Here is an 18,042-nt window from a genome sequence, read left to right as displayed (position 1 = left end):
GCAACGCCGCCACCGGACGAAAGCGTAGGCGCCGAGCCCAAGTCCCCGCAGCCGAAGGACAATTGATGATCACCGCCATCGCCCGCCAGCTGGTCGCCTGCCAGCGCACCCTCATCGTCGCCCTGGCCCTCATCCCCCTGATCCTGGCCCTCACCGCCTCCCTCCCAGCCCTCGCCCTCCTCCCCACCCTCCCCCACGGCACGGCCCGCTCCGCCGCCCTGATCACCCACTTCCGCCGCTGGACGGAAACGGTCCTCACCACGAGCCGCTGACCCGGCCGCACGCCGTAGGCGGCTGCCCCCGCTGGCGCGGGGATGAGTTGATGCCCTGCTCGGTCATCAGCGCCGTGTACGGCTGACCCCCGCTGGCGCGGGGATGAGCCGCCAGCTATGCGAAGGGCGGCTTCGAAGTCTGGCTGACCCCCGCTGGCGCGGGGACGAGGCGGCCATGTTCGGCATGACCGCCGCGCAGATCGGCTGACCCCCGCTGGCGCGGGGACGAGTGCGCGGCAGCCTCGGCGCCGAGTTCAGCGGCCGGCTGACCCCCGCTGGCGCGGGGACGAGACCTGAGACAGGTACTCCTCCCACGCCTCTTGCGGCTGACCCCCGCTGGCGCGGGGACGAGCCGGCGGTGGCACGCTGGAGGCCGACTCGGCCCGGCTGACCCCCACTGGCGCGGGGACGAGATGACCATCGCCCACGCCGAAGTCAAGACCCGTGGCTGACCCCCGCTGGCGCGGGGACGAGAGGATAGGAGCCCCGTTCTCGTCACGGACGGGCGGCTGACCCCCGCTGGCGCGGGGACGAGCACCGGCACTACTGGCACAGCACCCCTGGCGACGGCTGACCCCCGCTGGCGCGGGGACGAGGGACCTGGCGAACGCCTTCGGTTCCGGCATGGTGGCTGACCCCCGCTGGCGCGGGGACGAGACGCCCTCGACGCGGCGTGATGCACAGGACGCCAGCTGACCCCCGCTGGCGCGGGGACGAGCGGGTGCGGGGCCGGCCTTCGAGTTCACCGGTCGGCTGACCCCCGCTGGCGCGGGGACGAGGCTTTCTGACCTGCAACGTAGCGTCGTCTTTGCTATTTCTTTGCCATGATCGACGGTCGCCGAGGCGCTGGGCTTCGGTGAGTTGTTGTGGTGTCAAAGAGCGTGTAGCCCATCGTGCCATGTCTCCCGATGGTGGCGTGGGCGACAGTACGGGAGTTCCACCGCCTCACGGTTTGGCAGGAGCGGGGCCAAGGGGCCAGGGCCCCAGGGATCGGAGACCGGCTCGACAACGACGTGCTCCCCGCCGCGAAGGCGGGGATGCGGACGGCGCTGATCCGACGCGGCCCGTGGGGCTGGATCCATCAGCACGACCCGGCCGCCGAGCAGGCGACGGTCCGGATCGACTCGCTGACGGAACTGCCGGAACTGATCGCCGAGTTCAACGCTGCAGCGAACTGAGCGTCGCCGACCAGGAGTAGAGTCGGCGGTCCACGTGCTGGATGGCCGCCGATTCCTGCCACGGGGCGAGCGCTCGCCGGGCCTTGCGCACGCGCTCCATGCCAGGGGCGTACCACGTGACGGCCGACTGATCGAGCGCCTGCTCCAGCAGCGCGCACGCGGTGCGATCGGCCAGGGCCTGGTGGTCCCAGAACAGGCGCCACATCGACAGCGCGAGCCCGCGCGAGATGCGTGCCAGGCGGCCATGAATGCGCATGGCCTCGCCCAACTGAGCTTCCGAGATCGTCTCGCGGCGGAGGCCCGCTTGCTCCGCCAAATCCTCCTGCGGGCTGACCCCCGCTGATGCGAGGACGAGGTACGGGAAGGTCCGCCGAGTGGCGTACAGCGCGCGGCTGACCCCTGCTGGCGCGGGGACGGAGCAAGAGGGCGGGATCGGGACCGGTCTCAAGCCTGGCTGATCCCGCTGATGCGGGGACAAGGCGGTGAACGCCGACCGGCCGACCGACAACCCCGGTTGACCCATGCGGGGATGACGCGTTTCGACTGGGGTGCGGCCGGACAGTTGCCTGGCTGACCCCCGTAGGCGCGGAGGTGAGACCACGCTGGTCGCCTTGCGGGACGCCTGAGGGCTCCGCACTGCCTCGACGTGGGGACGAAGGGGGGGTGCGCTTCACCCCCGGAACAGCGCACCCAGCCCATCGTCAGCCTCCCCGGCCGCTGCGCCGAGCCGAGCTGGACACGGCCTGATCGCGCCCCGCCCCCGGCCCGTCACTCTCACAACCCAACCAGCGCGACACACTCGACGTGTCCCACAGCCCGACAACCGACCCGCAGAGAGCGCGACGCGACCAGACGCCGCGGCTCATGAGACACCTCCTGCCCGTGGCCGAGCAGGACCCGCGAAACCCGTCCGCGGGCAGGGCGCCGCCGGTGTCAGCCGCCGGCACCCACATCGGCGAAGGACGCCGGACTCAGGCCGAGCGGGCCTCCAAAGGGGGAGTTCAAGGCGTAGATGAGGACGAGCATGAAGGCGATGAGACTGGTGAAGCCCATGGCCAGCACCAGGTGGGTCCCGTTGCGCTCGACCCCGAAGAGGAACATCAGGCCCAGGGTGAGAGCACCACCGGCGAGCAGGCCGAACCACATCACGCCCGACATGCCCCGGCCCCCGGCCACCTCACGACCGTGGCGTGCCTGGTAGGCGTCGGAGATCCGCCCGATCGCCAGCTGGCCGACCAGCTGTTGCTCGTTGGTCGTGGGCTCGAAGGACGTCCACGCGTTCTGCACCTCGTGCAGGAGGGTCCAGCCCCGCGTGCCCAGCGGCTTGTTCTGCTCCATCAGGGGCCACTCCTCGGTCCGGACATAGGTGGCGTAGGCGTCCGCCGCCTGATGGACCTGCTGAGCGGCGGTCGGCGGCAGCCCGTCGGCGAGCAGATACGTCTGGTGCAGGGCCCCCACCTCGGCGCTGATGTTCGTGTAGGCGTCGTCCTTGGCCTCCCACACCCAGACCAGCGCGACGCCCAGCACCAAGGCGTACAAGACGCCGACCATCATCGTCAGGTACTCGGCAGTGTTGTCGCGCGCTTCTGCGGCCGGCGCCGACCGCCTGGCCCTGCGGGCGTTGAGCAGGACGGCGCCCCCGGCGATGACGACGAATCCGGCGACGATGGCGAGCACTCCGATTACGTGTCCCACGGGCCCCTCGCCCTTCGGTCGGTAGGGCGGCGCCTACCGCGACGCCACGCGATGGCCGCGGCGGCGATCGCGGGAACGAACAGGAACAGGAAGAACAGGACGATGGCGCTGCGCGGCAGCGAGGCGATGCCGTGGTCGAAGGGGCCGGAGCGCAGGAGGGGTTTCGGCCCCTGCCCCCCGCCTGGCGTTCCCGGGGAGGCGGAGGGCTTCGGCGACGCGGTACCGGAGGCGCCCGGCGAGGCACTGGGCGAGGCGCTCGGCGAGCTCTTCACCGGGTTTCGCCCGTTCCCGACCGCCCCGGTGCCGGATGACCCCGCTCCAGGCACTCTGGCTGCACCCGCGGATCCCCCGGCGGCGGGAACTCTGGCGGACGGCGCACCGGCCGCCAGGGCACCGGCACCGGCGCCGGTTCCCGAAGTACCGGCTGCTGGTGCCCCGGCGGCAGCGGCACCAGCAGCAGCACCACCTCCGACCCCCGGAGCACCAGCCGCAGATCCGCCGGTGGCAGGCGCGCCACCACCCCCGGGTCCACCGGCGGCAATCGCACCGCCGGCGCCGGCACCGGCAGCTCCGGATCCCGAAGCACCGGCTGCAGGTCCGCCGGCAGCAGGGACACCGGCAGCAGGGACACCGGCACCCGCCCCCGGAGCACCGGCTACGGGAGCACCGACAGCTCCGGCACCGCCAACAGCCGCACCCCCACCCGCAGGAGCACCGGGTACCCTCGCGCCGCCTGCGGGAGCGCCAGGCCCAGGAGCGCCGGGCGCAGCCCCCGGCACCGGAACGCCAGGCCCAGGCACCCCAGGCCCGGGAGCACCGGCCCCAGGCGCCTCAGATCCAGGCACCCCTGGCGCAGGAGAGCCGGGCCCGGGAGTACCTGGAGCAGGAGAGCCGGGCCCGGGAGCACCTGGAGCAGGAGAGCCGGGCCCGGGAGCACCTGGAGCAGGAGAGCCGGGCCCGGGACCACCTGGAGCAGGAGAGCCGGGCCCGGGACCACCAGGTGTCGGACCACCAGGCCCGGGGACACCGACTCCGCACGCAGGTGCTCCGGAAGCTGCCGAAGGGGCCGATCCGCCCGTCCCCGGCCCGTCGGAGAGCACGGCGACCGACCCGACCGAAGGCAGACCCGCGGCCGAGCCGGCCAGCACCAGGCCGGCGGCAGCCGCAGAGAGGGACAGTTTCCAGCCGGGCATATGATCTAGTTACCGCCAGGAGGGCGGCCTGCGTGCTGCCGACACGCCTTCCCTCAGGCATTGAGCCGCGCCGGTCACACCAACAGGGGTAACGGCAGCGAGACCGCTGTGAGGCCTACGACTCGGGAGGCTGCGCACCGTCGGGACCGGCGTCGGCGGTGCCGGGGGCGATCTGCCGGGCGCTGTTCGGCGATGCTGCCGTAGTGGTCGGTGACCTCGATGCCCACGGCCGGTGGGGTCTGCCCGGCGGGCGGGAATCCCGCAGACGCCGACGAGGGCGGCGGACGGGTGGCGGTCGGAGCAACCCGTGCGCACGGATCGACCGGCTGCGCATCGTCAACGGACCGGACGAGAACCGCATCGAGCTCGGCGCGGCTCATCCGGACTACGTGCGGTACGGGCTGGGCCGTTGAGGGCGTCAGCGTCAGTCCCGGTCCAGGCCGGAGAGGACTTCGGCGATCAGGCGGGTGGCGAAGCTGTTGTCGTCGTTGCCGGAGATCCGGTTGATGTGTTCCGCGAGCAGGACGGCCGTGGCTTCCAGGGGGTTCATCTCGGCGTCGGTCCAGGGGCCGTACTGGGCGCGCCAGAGGTTGGGGCTCAGGCCGGTGCCTGCGGCGACGAGCAGGGCGGCCATGGTGGGGACGACTTCGGGGCTGAAGGTCCTGGGCATCATGCGCATGGTGCCCACCAGGGCGGGCACCACGTACTCGACGACGTCCTCGTCGTGGTGTTCGAGCGTCCCCCGCAGCCAGTTCATGTACATGTAGATGAGGGTGCAGGTGCCGTCCAGGAGCGACTTGAGCCCTGTGGGGCCCATGGACGCGGCGAACTGGTTGACCATCCGCTGGTGTTCGGGGTCCGTCCCGCTCTTGCCGTCGTACACGGCCTTGAGGCGCGAGTCGACCACCATGAGTGCGGCGCTCACATCGCCGGCGGGAGCGTGTTTCGGGTCGCAGGACGATGACATGGGGCTCCTTCTCGTACGGATACGGCACGTAGCGCTGCGTGTTCGCAGGGTAGACCTCTGATCGGCCCGGGATTCGGGGAAATCCGATGGAGGGGCCTTTGGTGATCACGTGCGGAAGGACGTGGGCCTTTTCAGGACTCTGATTGCTCATTCGTGACGGTAGATTGCCCCGAGGCCAGTCGGCCACCGCCACACCGCTGCGGGGGCTGCGCGGGCGGCGGCACCCGGACAAGGAGGCAACGGCGTTGGCTACGAGGACAGTTGCGATCTTCTCCCTGGGCGGCACGATCGCCATGACCACCGATCCGGCCACCGGCGGGGTCGTGCCCGCGCTCTCCGCCCACGACCTCCTCGCCGCCGTCCCGGCACTGCAGGAGCTCGACGTCGAGCTGCGCGTCCACGACTTCCGGCGCCTGCCCGGGGCGTCTCTCGCCTTCGGTGACCTCCGCGCGCTCTCGGAGGCCGTCGCCGACGCCTTCCGGAGCGGCTGTGACGGGGTGGTGGTCACCCAGGGCACGGACACCATCGAGGAGACCGCCTACCTGCTGGACCTCTGGCACCCCGGCGAGCAGCCGATCGTCGTCACCGGGGCGATGCGCAACCCCACCCTGCCCGGTGCGGACGGCCCGGCGAACATCCATGCGGCCGTCATCGCCGCCGCGGCGGCGGAGCTGCGGGGCGCCGGGGCGGTGGTCGTCCTCGGCGACGAGATCCACGCCGCCCGCACCGTCCGCAAGTCCCACAGCACCAGCCCGGCCGCGTTCACCTCCCCGGCGACCGGGCCGCTCGGGCGCCTCTACGAGGGGCGGGTCCACCTCCACGGCCCGCTCGCCCCGCGGACGACCTTCCCGCGGCCGACCTTCCCGCGGCCGGCCGCCGGGCCGGCCGCCGGCTCGACGGTCGGCGACGCCGTACGCATCGGCCTGTACGGCGCGACGCTCGGCGACGACGGCGCCCTGCTGGCCGCGATGGCCGAGGCCTGCGACGGGCTCGTCATCGCCGCGTTCGGCGTCGGCCACGTGCCCGAGGCCTACGTGGGCATCCTGGAGCGGGCCGCGGCGCGGATCCCCGTCGTCCTCGCCAGCCGGATCGGCAACGGGCCCGTCTTGGAGGGGACGTACGGTTTCCCCGGCTCGGAGAAGGACCTGCTGGCGCGCGGACTGATCCGGGGCGGTCACCTCGACGCCTACAAGGCCCGCCTGCTCCTGCACGTCCTGCTGGAGCAGGGGCGGAAGACCGACGAGATCGCCGCCGCCTTCGCCGCCACGGCCCACTGACGCCCTTCGGCGCCGCGGCCCACTGACCCCTTCACCGGGACGGGGCCTCACCCCCGCCCCGGTGAAGGGGGTCAGTCACCCCGTCACGCCGGCGGCGTCCCCTTCGGCCAGACGCAGGGCGACCTCACCCGCAGCGTGAGGTCGTGACTGGTCTCGGCGACCCCGTCCAGGGTGGCGAGGAACTGGTCCTTCGGGTTCCTCAGCTTGATCCAGTCGTTGTGGAAGTTGGGCGGGTCCTGGACCGGCTGGAAACCCTGCCCGGTCAGGAACGTGCGGTAGGCCGTCACCGCCTCCGCCTTGGCCGCGGCCGGCACGTCACCGAAGTCGTACCCCCGACCGGTCTGCGTCCTGCCGTGCGGGCCGACGTCGTTGGCCTCGCACTCCAGGTCGCTGAAGTCGCCCAGGCTGTTCGTCGGCTTGACGGGCAGTGCGGCCAGTACGGCGGCGAGGTAGTCGTCGACCTGCTTCCTGGCCTGTTCCAGCGTGATCGTGGGCTTGGACCGCTCGTTCACCGTGCTCGCGCCGCAGGCGTTCAGGGCCAGCACGGCGACCGCCAGTACGGCCCCGGCGGTGACCCGCTTCCTCAGGCGAATGGACCCTCCGGCCTTGGCACTCACGAGACCTGCTTTCCGGCGATGATCTGCCCCATGGAGGTCAGGGTGGGTGACCCGTCGTTCCAGTAGTCGGAGTGTCCAGCCTCCGGGTCGGTGGGCAGGACGTGCGCGCCGAACTGGGGGACGGTGGTCTGCCGGCCGTGGATCAGGTGGTGGTCGCCGTCGCCCATGCCCCACGAGGTGGAGACGTTGTCGACGATGTTGTCCCACATCCCGCCCGGGTCGACGGCGGCGGCCCAGCCGATCGCGTCGGCGGGGCTCTGCGCCGCGTACACGTGGGACGGGTCGATGCGCAGCTCCTTGGCGTTCTCGACGCCGCAGCCGGGGCTGGCGATGAGGACGGCGTTGTCGACCGGGAGGCCCTTGTCCCGCATGGCGTATCCCACGGTCGTGGTGCCGTAGCTGTGGGCGAGGACGGTGTTGTTGGCGATCTTCCCGTCGTGCGTGGCGTGCAGCCCGAGCTCGAAGTTGCGCAGCTTGTCCTCCGCGTTCTTCGCGTACGTGTCGTCCGCGGCCTCGGGGACGATGTTCTGCGGCGCGTCGTAACCGACCCAGGTGATCGACGAGTTGGTGCTCTTGTCGCCGGCCTTGCGGTTGGCCTCGTCGGCCGACTGGACCATCAGGTCGGAGCGGTTGATGTCGCTGCCGATGCTGCCGAGCCGCGCGCCGGTCCCGGGCACGTACGTGGAGACGTTGTCGGCGGTGTCGGGGTTGTTGACCGCGATGATCGCATGGCCCTTGCCGTTGGTGTCGAAGCCGAGCAGGAAGGTGGGCGGGTGCGAGGCGTCGACCGGCTTGTTCAGCCGGTCCTCGATGGCCGTCACACCGTGCATCTTGTCCTGGAGGTCGTCGCGGGTGGACTTCCACTTGGTGTACTCGGGGTTCTCGATGCGGTCCTTGCCGAACCCGATGAAGTGCGACGGCTCCGGGCCGAGGCCGTCGAGCTGACGCTGGAGGTCCTGCTTGCCGCGCTGCAGGTTGATCCGGTTGGCCTGGTCGCGGGCGGCGGCGGGGACGCCGTCGAGGTTGCCGACCTGGTCGGGGTGATTGAGGATCATCCGGTGCTGCTGCTCGTCGGTCAGGCTGTTCCACCAGGCCTTGACGTTGTTCGGGTCGGTGCCGGCGGCCGGCACCTCCTCCAGCTTCTTCGCCGCGTCCGTGTCGGCCTTGACCGTGGCGGCGTCGAGCCCGGTGCCGTTGCTCGCGTTGGTGGCGAGGTGGGCGAGCCGGGCGTTGATGGTCTGGTCGGCGTGGTCGGCCTCGGTGAGCGCGGCGGTGATGCGCCGACTGATCTCCTGGGCCTGTGCCTCGGCGTCCTTGCCCGCGAAGTTCGCCGAGGCGGGGTCGTTGTCCCAGGTGATCCGCCCGTCGGGGGCGACGTTCAGCTTCTTCGCCTTCGCGTCGTCCAGGGCGTTGACCAGGTGCGCCTGCGCCGCCGCGAAGCCCTCGGAGGCGTCCCGCAGGGCGGTGCTGACCAGCCCGAGCTCCTGCTTGGCGGCCTGGAGCTCGTTCTCCAGCAGCTGGATCCGCGCCTTGGCGTGGTCGGAGGCGGTGCCCGTCCACTGCGAGTTGTTCAGCCGCTTGACGACCTCCAGCTGCCACGACTCGACGTGCTGGCCGAAGGCGGTGGAGAGGGTGTCGAAGGCGGTCTTCGCACTGGTGAGGTAGATGAAGTCGGCGTCGTAGAGGGTCTTGATGTCCATCGCTTACTGGGCCGCCTTCGCGCTGGTGCCGGCGGGCTTCACGGGGCCCGGGACGAAGGTCGTGTTGAACGGGTCGGGCTCGCTCGGGGCCGGCGCGGACGGGTTCTTCATGCTCCCGTGGATGTCCTGCTCGACCTGACGGTAGTAGGCGGCCGAGGAGGCCAGCTTGGTGCCGACGTCCCCCATGTCCCCGCCGAGCTTGTCCAGCAGCGTCTTCCAGTTCGTCCCGCAGTTCTGGATGGCGGTCGCCGTGAGCCAGCCCTTCAGCCCGCCGGCAGCCTGGTTGCACGGCTCGGTGATCTTCCCGGTCTCGCCCGGTATGAGCCCTCCGATGTGCTGGGCGCTCTGCCCGCAGCCATCCAACTCGGCCGGGTTGACCTTGAACGCCAAGGCCATGTCCGGATCGGCCATCTCTTTCCCCCGTTGTTCCGTGTTCCGTCCGGCCCCGGGCGTCGCCGCCCGTGGCCGTGTTCCATCGACAAGATCGTTGAGGGGGGATGGTAGCCGGTCGCATTTCGGCCGGGATAGTCGGGTTCGGGCACGCCTGCGGAGTTCATGCGGAATCGATCCCACGGGCGGTACGGTGCACGACAGTTGGGGTGGGGGCGGTCGGTCGCCCCGGCGGCGACCGGCGACGCCGCAGGCGTCCGACGATGCCGGCCGACATCGATCACGGCTGCCCCCGCGGGTGCGGGGACAGGTCGAGCGGCACACCACCCTCGGTCGGTCGGAGCGACCCGTATTCCGATTGTGAACTTCCCTGGCGCATAGCTCATTTGAGTGAAGGTTCGTTCACCGATGGACCGAGCGGCGGCGGAGCCCCGTAGCCTCGGTGGCGGCCCGTCGCCACCGAGGCTACGGCGCTCCCATCCGTCGACTCGGAAGGTCAAGGTCATCGACGACATGACGCATTCATCGGGCGGGAACGACGCGACCACCGGCGGGCCGTCCCGCCGCAGGCTGCTCAGGATCGGCGTCGGCGTCGCGGCGGGGCTCGGGGCCGGGGCGGGGGTCCTCGGTTCCGGCGCCCGGGCGGCGTTCGCCGGCGGCCCGAACGACCCGGCCGGTCCGACGATCGCGACCAAGCTGAAGAACCTCAGCGGTCCCGGCGAGACCGGGTCGCTCGGCGCGCCGTGGACCGACCTCGGCATCCCCGTACGGTGTCCGGACGGCACCATGCTCTTCGTCTGCGGCGACACCTTCGACGGCGACCGGGTCGGCGACGGCAACTGGTACGCCCCGGTGGGCCTGCGCTCCGGCAGCGCGGACCTGGACAACCTGCGGATCGACGGCGTCGTGGGTGGGGGCCACGCCAGGAGCCTCGTCGACGAGCCGCACACCCCGGTCGGCGACGACAAGGCCACGACGGCGATCCCCTCCGACGTGTTCGTGGTCGACGGCGTGATGTACATGCACCTCATGCGCGGCGTCATCTTCGACACCCACCACACCGACTTCTGGCGCTCCACCGACAACGGTGAGACCTGGGAGTACCTGTGCCAGTGGCCCGGCGACCTGTACGGCGGCCAGTTCCAGCAGAAGACGTACGCCGTCGCCGACGACGGCTACTGCTACGTCCTGTCCACGGTCTTCAACCGCGAGGTGGAGTCGGGGATGCTGCTGCACCGGGTGCGGAAGGAGAGCCTCGGCAACCCGGACGCCTACGAGCCCTGGGGCTACGACGGCGGCTGGCGGTGGAACGCGCCCGCCCCGACGACGGTCTTCGGCACCCGCAGGTGGGGCGAGATGTGCTTCCGCGCCATGGACGGCAAGTACGTCCTCACCTGGCTGAACATGAACCCGCTGTCGATCAGGGCGATGGTCTTCCCGCTCCCGACCTCGGACCTGACCACCACTCTGGAACAGGCCATGATCCTGCCCTGCGACCCGGGCCAGGAGATCGGCAACCTCGTCGCCGCCCCGTACGGCGGCTTCGTCATCCCGGGTTCGACGTTCGGCAACTTCCACATCGTCGTCAGCCAGTGGTACGACCCGACGAACTACCGGATCATGCAGTACCGGATCAACATGCTCTCCTGACCCTGCGTGCCGCACTCCGCCGGCGTGACCCGTCGGCTGGTTCAGCTGCGGGCGGTCGAGGAGGCCACCCCGTACGCCCGGGCCGCGGACTCGGCGAAGCGCTGCTCCTGCATGGCCGTCACCTTGCGGACCACCAGGACGGCGAAGACCGCCGCGGCCAGTTTGAGCAGCTCGGAGGCGACCAGCCACAGGACGGACTGCTGGTAGGTGTCCGCGTACTCCGCCTTCGCGTTGTACTGGGCACCGATCCGGCCGAGCACGGCGGCCGCGAGGAAGGTGCCCCACCAGAGGTTGAGCAGCGTCTGGGGGAGCGGCGGGCGCACCCCGAGCTCATCCGGGCGAGCGCCCGCCTGCCAGATGTCGCCGGCGATCTGGCGGGGGAACCAGAGCGCGACCACGGGGGTGAACCATCCGCCGATCGCCCAACCCCGCTTGTACCGGTGCCCGTGCGGGTGGAGCGCTTCGGCGTTCACCCGCACCAGGTAGAACCAGGTGATGAACGCAGCCGCCGTGGCCACCATGACCAGCGTGTTGATCAGGCTCGCGTTGGAGCGGAGCTGGTCCACGTCGCTGATCGCGGCGGAACCGGCCAGTTCGGCGTTGGTGAGGAGGTCGCCGGCGACCTCGTACATGCGGAAATCGGCGACGAGTGAGAACAGCGTCGCGGCACCGCTTGCGGCGAGCAGGGCCGTGGCGGCGATCGAGGCGACTCGCGGCGAGCTGTAGGCGGCGGGGGAAGACATCGGCGAAGGGCTCCAGGTCCGGACCGGATTGACGAAGCGCCACCCTAGGGGTGGAACACTCGTTCGCACCAGGCCATTTCGCGGATCGATCTCCCCGCGTGCCCGGCTACCGCCGCGTGTCGACCTGGACGACCGCGTGGCGCCCGTTGGTGCGCCACGGGGTGCCGGTGGCGTCGAGCCGGGCGACGGTGGCGGCGTCGACCCCGACGATCACCTCCGACTTCAGCGTCCGCAGGGCGGCGACGGCCGACGGGAAGTACCCCGTCGTGTCGGCGAACGGCGTGGTGGGCGGCCGGAGCCGGTCGCCGACGAGGCGGCGGTAGTTGAGGTCCCCCTTGAAGACCGTCAGCGCCGCGTCCGCGAACTCGGCCCGGAGGTCGGCGGGCAGGTCGTGGAACGGCAGCGGCGCGCAGAAGAACGGGTGCGTACGGACGGCGAGCGCGCCGCTGCCCATTGCCTGCCACAGCCGTTGGCCGACCGCCGCGGCAGCCTGCGGGGGAGGCGTGGCCGATGCGGGCGACGCGGGCGACGCGGGCCGCGCGGGCCGCGCGGCCCGCGCGTTGCGAAGGCGGTCGAGGGCGGCGAGGACGTCGGTCATCGTCGCGTCCGACACGTAGTACGGCTGCGGCTTGACGTACAGGACGACCTGCGCCGCCAGGCCGTGGGTCAGGAGGTGGTCGATCAGCACGAGGTCGGGCAGCAGCTCCCGCCCCGCGTTGTCCGCGACGACGCAGACCCGCCCCTCGCCCCCGGCCCGCTCCAGCGTGGCCCACAGCAGCGCGCTGTCGTCGGCGACCAGGTCGGAGACGGCCGGCCCACCGGGCTCCGCGGTGATCCGGAAGCTGAGGTCCGCCCGGTTGCCCCACAGCGCGGAGGACAGCAGCACCTCCGCCCGCCGGGCTTGCGGCAGCCCGTCGATCCCGTCCAGCGCGGCCAGCTCTTCGTCGACGGCCGACCCGGCCAACTCGGCGGCCTTGAAGGGCGCGAACGGGTCGACGCCCTGCCACGCGCCGGGCCGGAAGTACCCGGTGGCGTCCAGCAGCCGGCGGTAGAAGTAGCTCTCCGCCCACAGGAACGGCGCCTCGCCCCACGGCCGGCCCCACAGGGCCTCACCCCACCGCGCCCACCGGGCGGCGTCCGCGGCGTCCGGCCCGTCCACGACGGCGTCCGCGGCGTCCGTGGAGTCTGCGAGGCGGGGGCGCAGCGGTTCCAGGACGCCGGTGGTGCTCTCCACGAGCAGCCGCTCGACCGCCGCCCGCTCGGCGGGCCCGTACGGAAGGGCGTCGAGGACCTGCCGGACGAGCGCGGGGTGGCGCTCGTGGAAGACGCCCCAGGGGAAGGACCCGGGGACGTCACTGCGGATCAGGGGCGCTTCGGCCACGAAAGGCTCCGTCTCTCTCACCATCATCATCGTCGGGCGGGCGGGCGGGCGGGCAGGCAGTCGGTCAGGCGGGCAGTCGGTCAGGCGGGCGACCAGGGGTCCGTACAGCCGTGCTCACTGCGGCCGCAGCCCGGCGAACACCACCTCGAAGACCCGTTCCCGTCCCGCCGGGTCGCCCGCGAGCTGTTCGACCGCCGTACCGACGCCGACGAGCAGCGCGATCAGCTCCGGCAGCCCCACCTCGGAGCGTACGGCCCCGACCCGCTGCGCCCCGGCCAGCAGCTCGGCCAGCTGCGCGCGCATCACCGTGCTCGACTCCCGCAGGGAGGCGTGCACGTCCACCCCGGCATCGGCGAGGGCGCGGGTGAACTCCTGCTTGCCCGCGGACTGTTCGACCACCAGCCGGAAGCCGGCGAAGAAGGCGTCGGCGGGTTCGGCCTCGGCGGCCAGCTGCGCGGTGCGGGCGGTGATCGTTTCCAGCCTGCGGACCACGACGGCTTCCAGCAGCGCCTCCTTGGTGGGGAAGTGCCGGAAGAGGGTGCCCACGCCGACCCCGGCGGCGCGGGCGATCTCCTCGGTGGGCACGCCGACCCCGCGGGTGGTGAACACCTGGGTGGCCGCGTCGAGCACCTTGGCCCGGTTGCGGGCCGCGTCCGCGCGCAGCGGGCGTTGCGACGTGTCGCTCATCAGACTTCTCTCCCTCCTGCTCCGCACCGGTCCCGATTCAACCCTGGACAACCGGAGTGGCCAGTCCGTATCGTTCTAAGCGGAGTCGCTGGTCCGATTCTAGCGACGCGATCCCGGGGGTTGATCATGTCCGAAACGCTGTCTCCGCGCGAGGTCTTCCTCAAGCTGCTGGAAGGCATCACCACCGGCCGGTTCACCGAACTGGCTCAGCTCTACGCCGAGGACGCCGTGGTCGAGACCGTCTTCCAGCCGGTCGGGCCACGCCGCTTCGAAGGGCGGGCCGTACTCGCCGAACGCTTCGACGAGGTCGGTGTGCAGACGCCGCTGGAACTGCGGGCGTCGAACGTGGTCGTCCGGGAGACCGACGACCCCGAGGTCGTCGTCGCCGAGTTCGACTACCACGTGCTCCACCGGACCACCGGGCGCAGCTTCGAGTCCGCGAACGTCCAGATCCTCCGGGTCCGCGACGGCCTGATCGTGCACAGCCGCGACTACCACGACCACCTGGCCCTCGCCGTCGCCGGCGGCAACCTGCCCCAACTCGTGGCGGCGCTGGAAGACAAGTGACACCGGCACGGAGGCGGCTGGCGCAGGCCGGAACCCCGCCGGCCGGCCCGACCCCGTAGTGCGCGACTTCCTGGAACGCAACGCCGTACTGACCACGGAGGAGCGCGGGACCGTCGACCGGCTGTCCGCCGGACGGACCCGGGGGTACAGCCGGGCTCAGAGCGCCGGTGCCCGGCCATCGGGTGTGGGGGACGATGGCCGGGCACGCGGGGCTGACTCAGTTGATCGGACCGCAGGTGTGGCTCAGGCGGGTGCCGTTGTACCAGCGCTCGACGCACGCCTGCATGTTGTGCCCGGGGCCGTCGGCCCACCAGCCGGACCCGGCGCCGGTCGAGTGCCAGACCTCGGTGCCGTTGTCGATCAGGCTGAAACGGCACCAGTACGGGTCCGTGGCCGAGGCCTGGATCGGGTTGTTCTCCATGAAGTCGTGCAACCCGGTGCTGGTCGACTGCAGCTGGATCTCCTCGATGGCCACACAGGAGCCGCTGCCCACCGTGAAGTTGCCCTCCTGCGCGAACGCCGGGTTGGCGCCCAGCGCAAGCATCGCGGCCGCGCCGAACGTGACGGCCAGGCCGATCCTGGCCTTCCTGCCGATGCCGATGTCCATGCCCATGCTTGTTCCCCTCCGTGGTTTATCCATGGATTTCCATCGATCTCCGTGGTTTCTGTCGGTGGAACCATGGAAGCGGCGGTGCTGGAGGCCGGTAAAGTCTTGTCGATTTCCTCGAATGTGCTTGCGGCAGCGGCCTAGTGTGTGCGCGCCAAGGCGGTGGCGTACCGGGGGAGGGCAGCCGTGATCAGAATCGGCATGGGGGCGCAGGGCTGGGCGAACACACGGTTCGTGATCTCGCCGCTGCACACGCTGATCGACGGGCTGATGTTCGCGTACTGCCCCGTACAGCCGCAGGCCCGGGAGTTGAGCGCGCGGCTCCGGGACACCCTGCGGCAGCGGCGGCTGACGGTGCTGAGCGGGCTGTTCGCCGGGCACTGGAACTACATCCCGGACTTCACGCTGCCCCGTCCGGCGGTCGCGCAGGGATCGCTGGACGGAGAACTGCACGCCGTCGCCACCACGAACCCGGCCCGGCTGACCCGGGAACTCGACTTCATGCTGCACCAACCCGCCACGCGGCGCACCCAACTCGCAACCACACCACGGGAATTGCTCAAAGCGCTGGACCGCGGCGAGGCATCGTTCGCCGAGCGGGCCGCCGGCGAAATGGCGCGGCTGTGGGACGGCGCGATCGCCCGGCAGTGGTCCGCCCTGCAGGCCCGGATCGAATGCGACATCGCACGCCGCGCCCGCACCATGTCACGTCAGGGCCTCGCGGCCGTCTTCCCCGGCCTCGACCCACGGATCGGCTGGCACGGCGACCACCTGAGCATCGACATGCCGTTCGACGCCGACGTGCCGCAAGCCGACGTGCTGCTCCTCGCGCCCTCGGTCTTCAACGGCTCACTGTCGGTGGCCCTGGACCCGCTCCCCGAAGCCGGCCCGCAGCACCCGGTGATCTCCTACCCCGCCCACCCCACCGCCGCCGACCACCGCGACGCAGGCAAACCCGCCGCCGATCAGCTGGCAGGCACCCGAGGCCGCATCCTGCGCGACCTGGCCACCCCACGCACCACCACCGAACTGGCCCACCGCCACTGGCTCACCCCCAGCGCCGTCTCCCACCACCTCACCGCCCTCCACCGGGCCGGCTTCCTCCTGAAGACCCGGGAACAGCACCGCGTCTACTACCAACTGAGCGACCGCGGCCACAACCTGGCCGCCCTCTACCACTGACCACGTCGCCCGAGGCCGGCGGCGATCCCCTACACGCCCACCCCACCCAAACCCTCGATCCGCCAGGATCATCGGATCCACCAGGTGGAACCCCCGCTGCCGCAGGGAGCACCCGACCTTCAACGGGTACGACCTGGAGCTGCACGGCCGACCCCCGCTGACCGGGGAGGACGCGTTCTCCACCTCGTGAAGAACCTCCGCGAGCGGCTGACCCCCGCTGGCGCGGGGAAGACGTGTTCGAGATCTTTCAGTACTGGGGTAGATGGTGCGGGCGAGCCTCGGCTACGCCACTTAGCCGAGCTGTGGTGCCGCAGAGTGCTCCAGGGCGGGCCACGCGAACCTGTCGCGCAAGCATGGTCTTCTGGCTGTGGGGTCGGACCGGTCTCGTGGGCCCTGGCAGGGTGCCGATCCGGCGGGAGACCCGCCCGGGTCACACCATGTCTGTCTGCGTCGGCAGGTCGGGCGCGATGTACCGGGCCTGCCGCCTGGGCCGGCTGGTCAGCCGGCCCGGAGGGGGCCCATGCTCTCAGTAGGTCAGTACGAGGCAGCCACTCTGGCCGGCCTTACCGTCCTCACCCGGCTTGGGGTAGAAGTTGTCATAGTTCCGGTTCCAGTCCCCTGCGTCCCCGCCGCGTCCGCCGTCGCCGCCCTTCCCGCGCGCGTTCTCGGGGCAGGGCGCCATGCTCGGCAGCGGGACAATCGCGCCCCAGGGCGTCTCCACACCGGCGTCCCCGCCGCGTCCGCCGTCACCTCCGCGGCCGTCTCCCCGGTCGTGGCTGCCGTCCTCCCCGTTCCGACCGGGATCCCCGTGCTTGCCGCCCCTGGCCTGCGCATCGTTGGCGCATTTGGGGCCGCGGGTGTCCCAGGTCCCGCCACCGACCCTGTCGTTGGACGGGCCGCCCTTGCCGCCCTTACCGCTCAGATCGCGGGTGGTTTGCGAGCTCCCCTTCGCCGACTCTCCTCCCCCTCCGCCCCACGCGCCCAGGCCGCCCCTGGCCCTGATGGAGTTGTTCGTCGTCTTGTCCCACACCCACGAATCGTCGCCGTAGTCGCCGCCCTGTCCGGCTTCGCCGTTGTAGCGGTTGTCGGGGTCCCAACTGTGGCTGCCGCGGCCGCCGGGGTAGCCCTTCCCCACGGCGAGGTGCATCACCTGTCCGGGCTTGACCGGGAAGACGCACTCGACGGCCCCGCCGCCGTTGCCGCCGGCGCCTCCACCGCCGCCGCCACCGAACTGGAACTGGTTCCCGTTGCCGCCGGAGCCTCCACCGCCTCCGCTGCCGCCGGCGCCGACCGCCGTGGCCCTCAGCTGGGTGACGCCCTTCGGGACGGTGAACTCGTAGGTGCCCGGTGTCGCGTACACCTTCGTCACCGGTGCCGCCGCAGCGGCATCACGGGCAGGCGCCTGCGCCCGCGCCTGCGCGGGCATCGCCGAACCGCTCAGCACCGCCGCGACCACCAGCACGGCTGCCTGCCCAGCCCGGCTGCTGCTGCGGCCCTTGCCCAGAATCCCACCGATATACAGACCAGATCGTCCGGCCATGCCGTTGTCCTCTCGCTCGCACCTGGACCAGGCCTCAGGACGCCGAAGCGTCCAGGCCCGGGGAAGACGGAAGCCGCGCCACACCACGGCGCCCCGGGCCACCACGACCGGGGCACCGCACAGCTCGGCTGTTCAACCTGCTTCAACGACCCGGGTACACGCCAGTCACCGCCCGGCCCCCCGGAACACTTGGCTGATTCGGCGGCAGCCGGATGGCCGGGCCGGTTTCTCCATGCCGCTGCAGAACCGGGCGACGTGCGCCTTCAGGACGATCCGTCTGATCGGGCCCCGCCCCCGAGCCGGCCTGAGACGGCGTCGCTCGAACAAGGTGCCAACAGTGTGAGCGGCTGGCCTCGATCCTCCGATACAAAAGCCGTTCACGAGTTCACAATTGGC

The 18,042-nt window shown here is 71.4% G+C and carries 19 protein-coding genes and 1 CRISPR repeat array; of the genes, 6 read left to right on the top strand and 13 right to left on the bottom strand.

Annotated features, from left to right (window positions below):
* The first annotated feature begins 65 nt into the window (after nucleotides 1–65).
* Entirely contained in the window at nucleotides 66–272 is a 207-nt protein-coding gene (locus tag CRP52_RS33260; RefSeq protein WP_097240567.1) for a hypothetical protein, read from the top strand.
* A gap of 80 nt (nucleotides 273–352) precedes the next feature.
* Nucleotides 353–1,051: direct repeats of the CRISPR family, unit length 28 nt; unit sequence GGCTGACCCCCGCTGGCGCGGGGACGAG.
* Nucleotides 1,052–1,180: 129 nt separating this feature from the next.
* Nucleotides 1,181–1,450, top strand: coding sequence for an HAD hydrolase-like protein (locus tag CRP52_RS33255; protein WP_097240566.1), 270 nt, complete (start codon nucleotides 1,181–1,183; stop codon nucleotides 1,448–1,450).
* On the opposite strand, the gene CRP52_RS33250 is transcribed toward CRP52_RS33255, so the two are convergent.
* The 5 genes from CRP52_RS33250 to CRP52_RS33225 form a co-directional block, all read right to left on the bottom strand.
* Nucleotides 1,431–1,766, bottom strand: coding sequence for a hypothetical protein (locus CRP52_RS33250; RefSeq protein ID WP_097240565.1), 336 nt, complete (start codon nucleotides 1,764–1,766; stop codon nucleotides 1,431–1,433). The two genes, CRP52_RS33255 and CRP52_RS33250, sit on opposite strands and share 20 nt — an antisense overlap.
* A gap of 617 nt (nucleotides 1,767–2,383) precedes the next feature.
* The gene (locus tag CRP52_RS33245; protein WP_143685894.1) at nucleotides 2,384–3,145 is read right to left on the bottom strand and encodes a bestrophin-like domain; all 762 of its coding nucleotides are present in this window, start codon (nucleotides 3,143–3,145) and stop codon (nucleotides 2,384–2,386) included.
* Between the two features lie 268 nt (nucleotides 3,146–3,413).
* Nucleotides 3,414–3,776 carry a hypothetical protein gene (locus CRP52_RS33235; RefSeq protein ID WP_143685893.1) on the bottom strand — a complete coding sequence of 121 codons (363 nt, stop codon included), beginning with the start codon at nucleotides 3,774–3,776 and terminating at the stop codon, nucleotides 3,414–3,416.
* Between the two features lie 24 nt (nucleotides 3,777–3,800).
* The gene (locus CRP52_RS33230; RefSeq protein ID WP_143685892.1) at nucleotides 3,801–4,172 is read right to left on the bottom strand and encodes a hypothetical protein; all 372 of its coding nucleotides are present in this window, start codon (nucleotides 4,170–4,172) and stop codon (nucleotides 3,801–3,803) included.
* 590 nt (nucleotides 4,173–4,762) lie between these two features.
* Entirely contained in the window at nucleotides 4,763–5,305 is a 543-nt protein-coding gene (locus CRP52_RS33225) for a hypothetical protein (RefSeq protein WP_097240560.1), read from the bottom strand.
* Between the two features lie 245 nt (nucleotides 5,306–5,550).
* Here CRP52_RS33225 and CRP52_RS33220 point away from each other — a divergent pair, with 245 nt between their 5' ends.
* A complete protein-coding gene (locus CRP52_RS33220) occupies nucleotides 5,551–6,582 on the top strand; it encodes an asparaginase (protein WP_257033176.1) in 1,032 nt (343 codons plus the stop codon).
* A gap of 83 nt (nucleotides 6,583–6,665) precedes the next feature.
* Here CRP52_RS33220 and CRP52_RS33215 read toward each other — a convergent pair whose 3' ends face one another.
* Genes CRP52_RS33215 through CRP52_RS33205 form a run of 3 tightly spaced genes read right to left on the bottom strand, consistent with a single transcriptional unit; the run spans nucleotide 6,666 to nucleotide 9,310 of the window.
* Complete coding sequence (locus CRP52_RS33215) at nucleotides 6,666–7,199, bottom strand: hypothetical protein (protein WP_097240558.1); 534 nt, start codon at nucleotides 7,197–7,199, stop codon at nucleotides 6,666–6,668.
* Nucleotides 7,196–8,899, bottom strand: a complete 1,704-nt coding sequence (locus tag CRP52_RS33210; protein WP_097240557.1) for an alpha/beta hydrolase — start codon at nucleotides 8,897–8,899, stop codon at nucleotides 7,196–7,198. The genes CRP52_RS33215 and CRP52_RS33210 overlap by 4 nt, the downstream gene beginning before the upstream one ends.
* Before the next feature lie 3 nt (nucleotides 8,900–8,902).
* On the bottom strand, nucleotides 8,903–9,310 hold the full coding sequence (locus CRP52_RS33205; protein ID WP_097240556.1) for a hypothetical protein: 408 nt from the start codon (nucleotides 9,308–9,310) through the stop codon (nucleotides 8,903–8,905).
* Between the two features lie 492 nt (nucleotides 9,311–9,802).
* Between CRP52_RS33205 and CRP52_RS33200 the strand changes: the two genes are divergently transcribed.
* Nucleotides 9,803–10,939 carry a DUF4185 domain-containing protein gene (locus CRP52_RS33200; RefSeq protein WP_097240555.1) on the top strand — a complete coding sequence of 379 codons (1,137 nt, stop codon included), beginning with the start codon at nucleotides 9,803–9,805 and terminating at the stop codon, nucleotides 10,937–10,939.
* 41 nt (nucleotides 10,940–10,980) lie between these two features.
* Here the strand turns inward: CRP52_RS33200 and CRP52_RS33195 are convergent, their stop codons facing one another.
* The 3 genes from CRP52_RS33195 to CRP52_RS33185 all read right to left on the bottom strand — a co-directional run bounded on the left by CRP52_RS33195 (nucleotide 10,981) and on the right by CRP52_RS33185 (nucleotide 13,750).
* Nucleotides 10,981–11,682 carry a DUF4328 domain-containing protein gene (locus tag CRP52_RS33195; RefSeq protein WP_097240554.1) on the bottom strand — a complete coding sequence of 234 codons (702 nt, stop codon included), beginning with the start codon at nucleotides 11,680–11,682 and terminating at the stop codon, nucleotides 10,981–10,983.
* 106 nt (nucleotides 11,683–11,788) lie between these two features.
* Complete coding sequence (locus CRP52_RS33190) at nucleotides 11,789–13,087, bottom strand: damage-control phosphatase ARMT1 family protein (RefSeq protein ID WP_218893209.1); 1,299 nt, start codon at nucleotides 13,085–13,087, stop codon at nucleotides 11,789–11,791.
* Nucleotides 13,088–13,177: 90 nt separating this feature from the next.
* Nucleotides 13,178–13,750, bottom strand: a complete 573-nt coding sequence (locus CRP52_RS33185; RefSeq protein WP_097240552.1) for a TetR/AcrR family transcriptional regulator — start codon at nucleotides 13,748–13,750, stop codon at nucleotides 13,178–13,180.
* A gap of 126 nt (nucleotides 13,751–13,876) precedes the next feature.
* Here CRP52_RS33185 and CRP52_RS33180 point away from each other — a divergent pair, with 126 nt between their 5' ends.
* Nucleotides 13,877–14,317 carry a nuclear transport factor 2 family protein gene (locus CRP52_RS33180; protein WP_097240551.1) on the top strand — a complete coding sequence of 147 codons (441 nt, stop codon included), beginning with the start codon at nucleotides 13,877–13,879 and terminating at the stop codon, nucleotides 14,315–14,317.
* A gap of 217 nt (nucleotides 14,318–14,534) precedes the next feature.
* Here the strand turns inward: CRP52_RS33180 and CRP52_RS33175 are convergent, their stop codons facing one another.
* Nucleotides 14,535–14,930, bottom strand: coding sequence for a hypothetical protein (locus CRP52_RS33175; protein WP_097240550.1), 396 nt, complete (start codon nucleotides 14,928–14,930; stop codon nucleotides 14,535–14,537).
* A 180-nt stretch (nucleotides 14,931–15,110) separates the two neighbouring features.
* Here CRP52_RS33175 and CRP52_RS33170 point away from each other — a divergent pair, with 180 nt between their 5' ends.
* A complete protein-coding gene (locus CRP52_RS33170; protein ID WP_143685891.1) occupies nucleotides 15,111–16,106 on the top strand; it encodes a winged helix-turn-helix domain-containing protein in 996 nt (331 codons plus the stop codon).
* 526 nt (nucleotides 16,107–16,632) lie between these two features.
* On the opposite strand, the gene CRP52_RS38675 is transcribed toward CRP52_RS33170, so the two are convergent.
* Nucleotides 16,633–17,646, bottom strand: coding sequence for a hypothetical protein (locus CRP52_RS38675; RefSeq protein WP_179853101.1), 1,014 nt, complete (start codon nucleotides 17,644–17,646; stop codon nucleotides 16,633–16,635).
* Between the last annotated feature and the right edge of the window lie 396 nt (nucleotides 17,647–18,042).

Origin of the sequence: Streptomyces sp. 1331.2 (genome assembly GCF_900199205.1) — a bacterium.
GTDB lineage: Bacteria > Actinomycetota > Actinomycetes > Streptomycetales > Streptomycetaceae > Kitasatospora.
The sequence above is the reverse complement of the archived record's forward strand: the minus strand, read 5'-3'. Positions and strand labels throughout refer to the sequence as shown.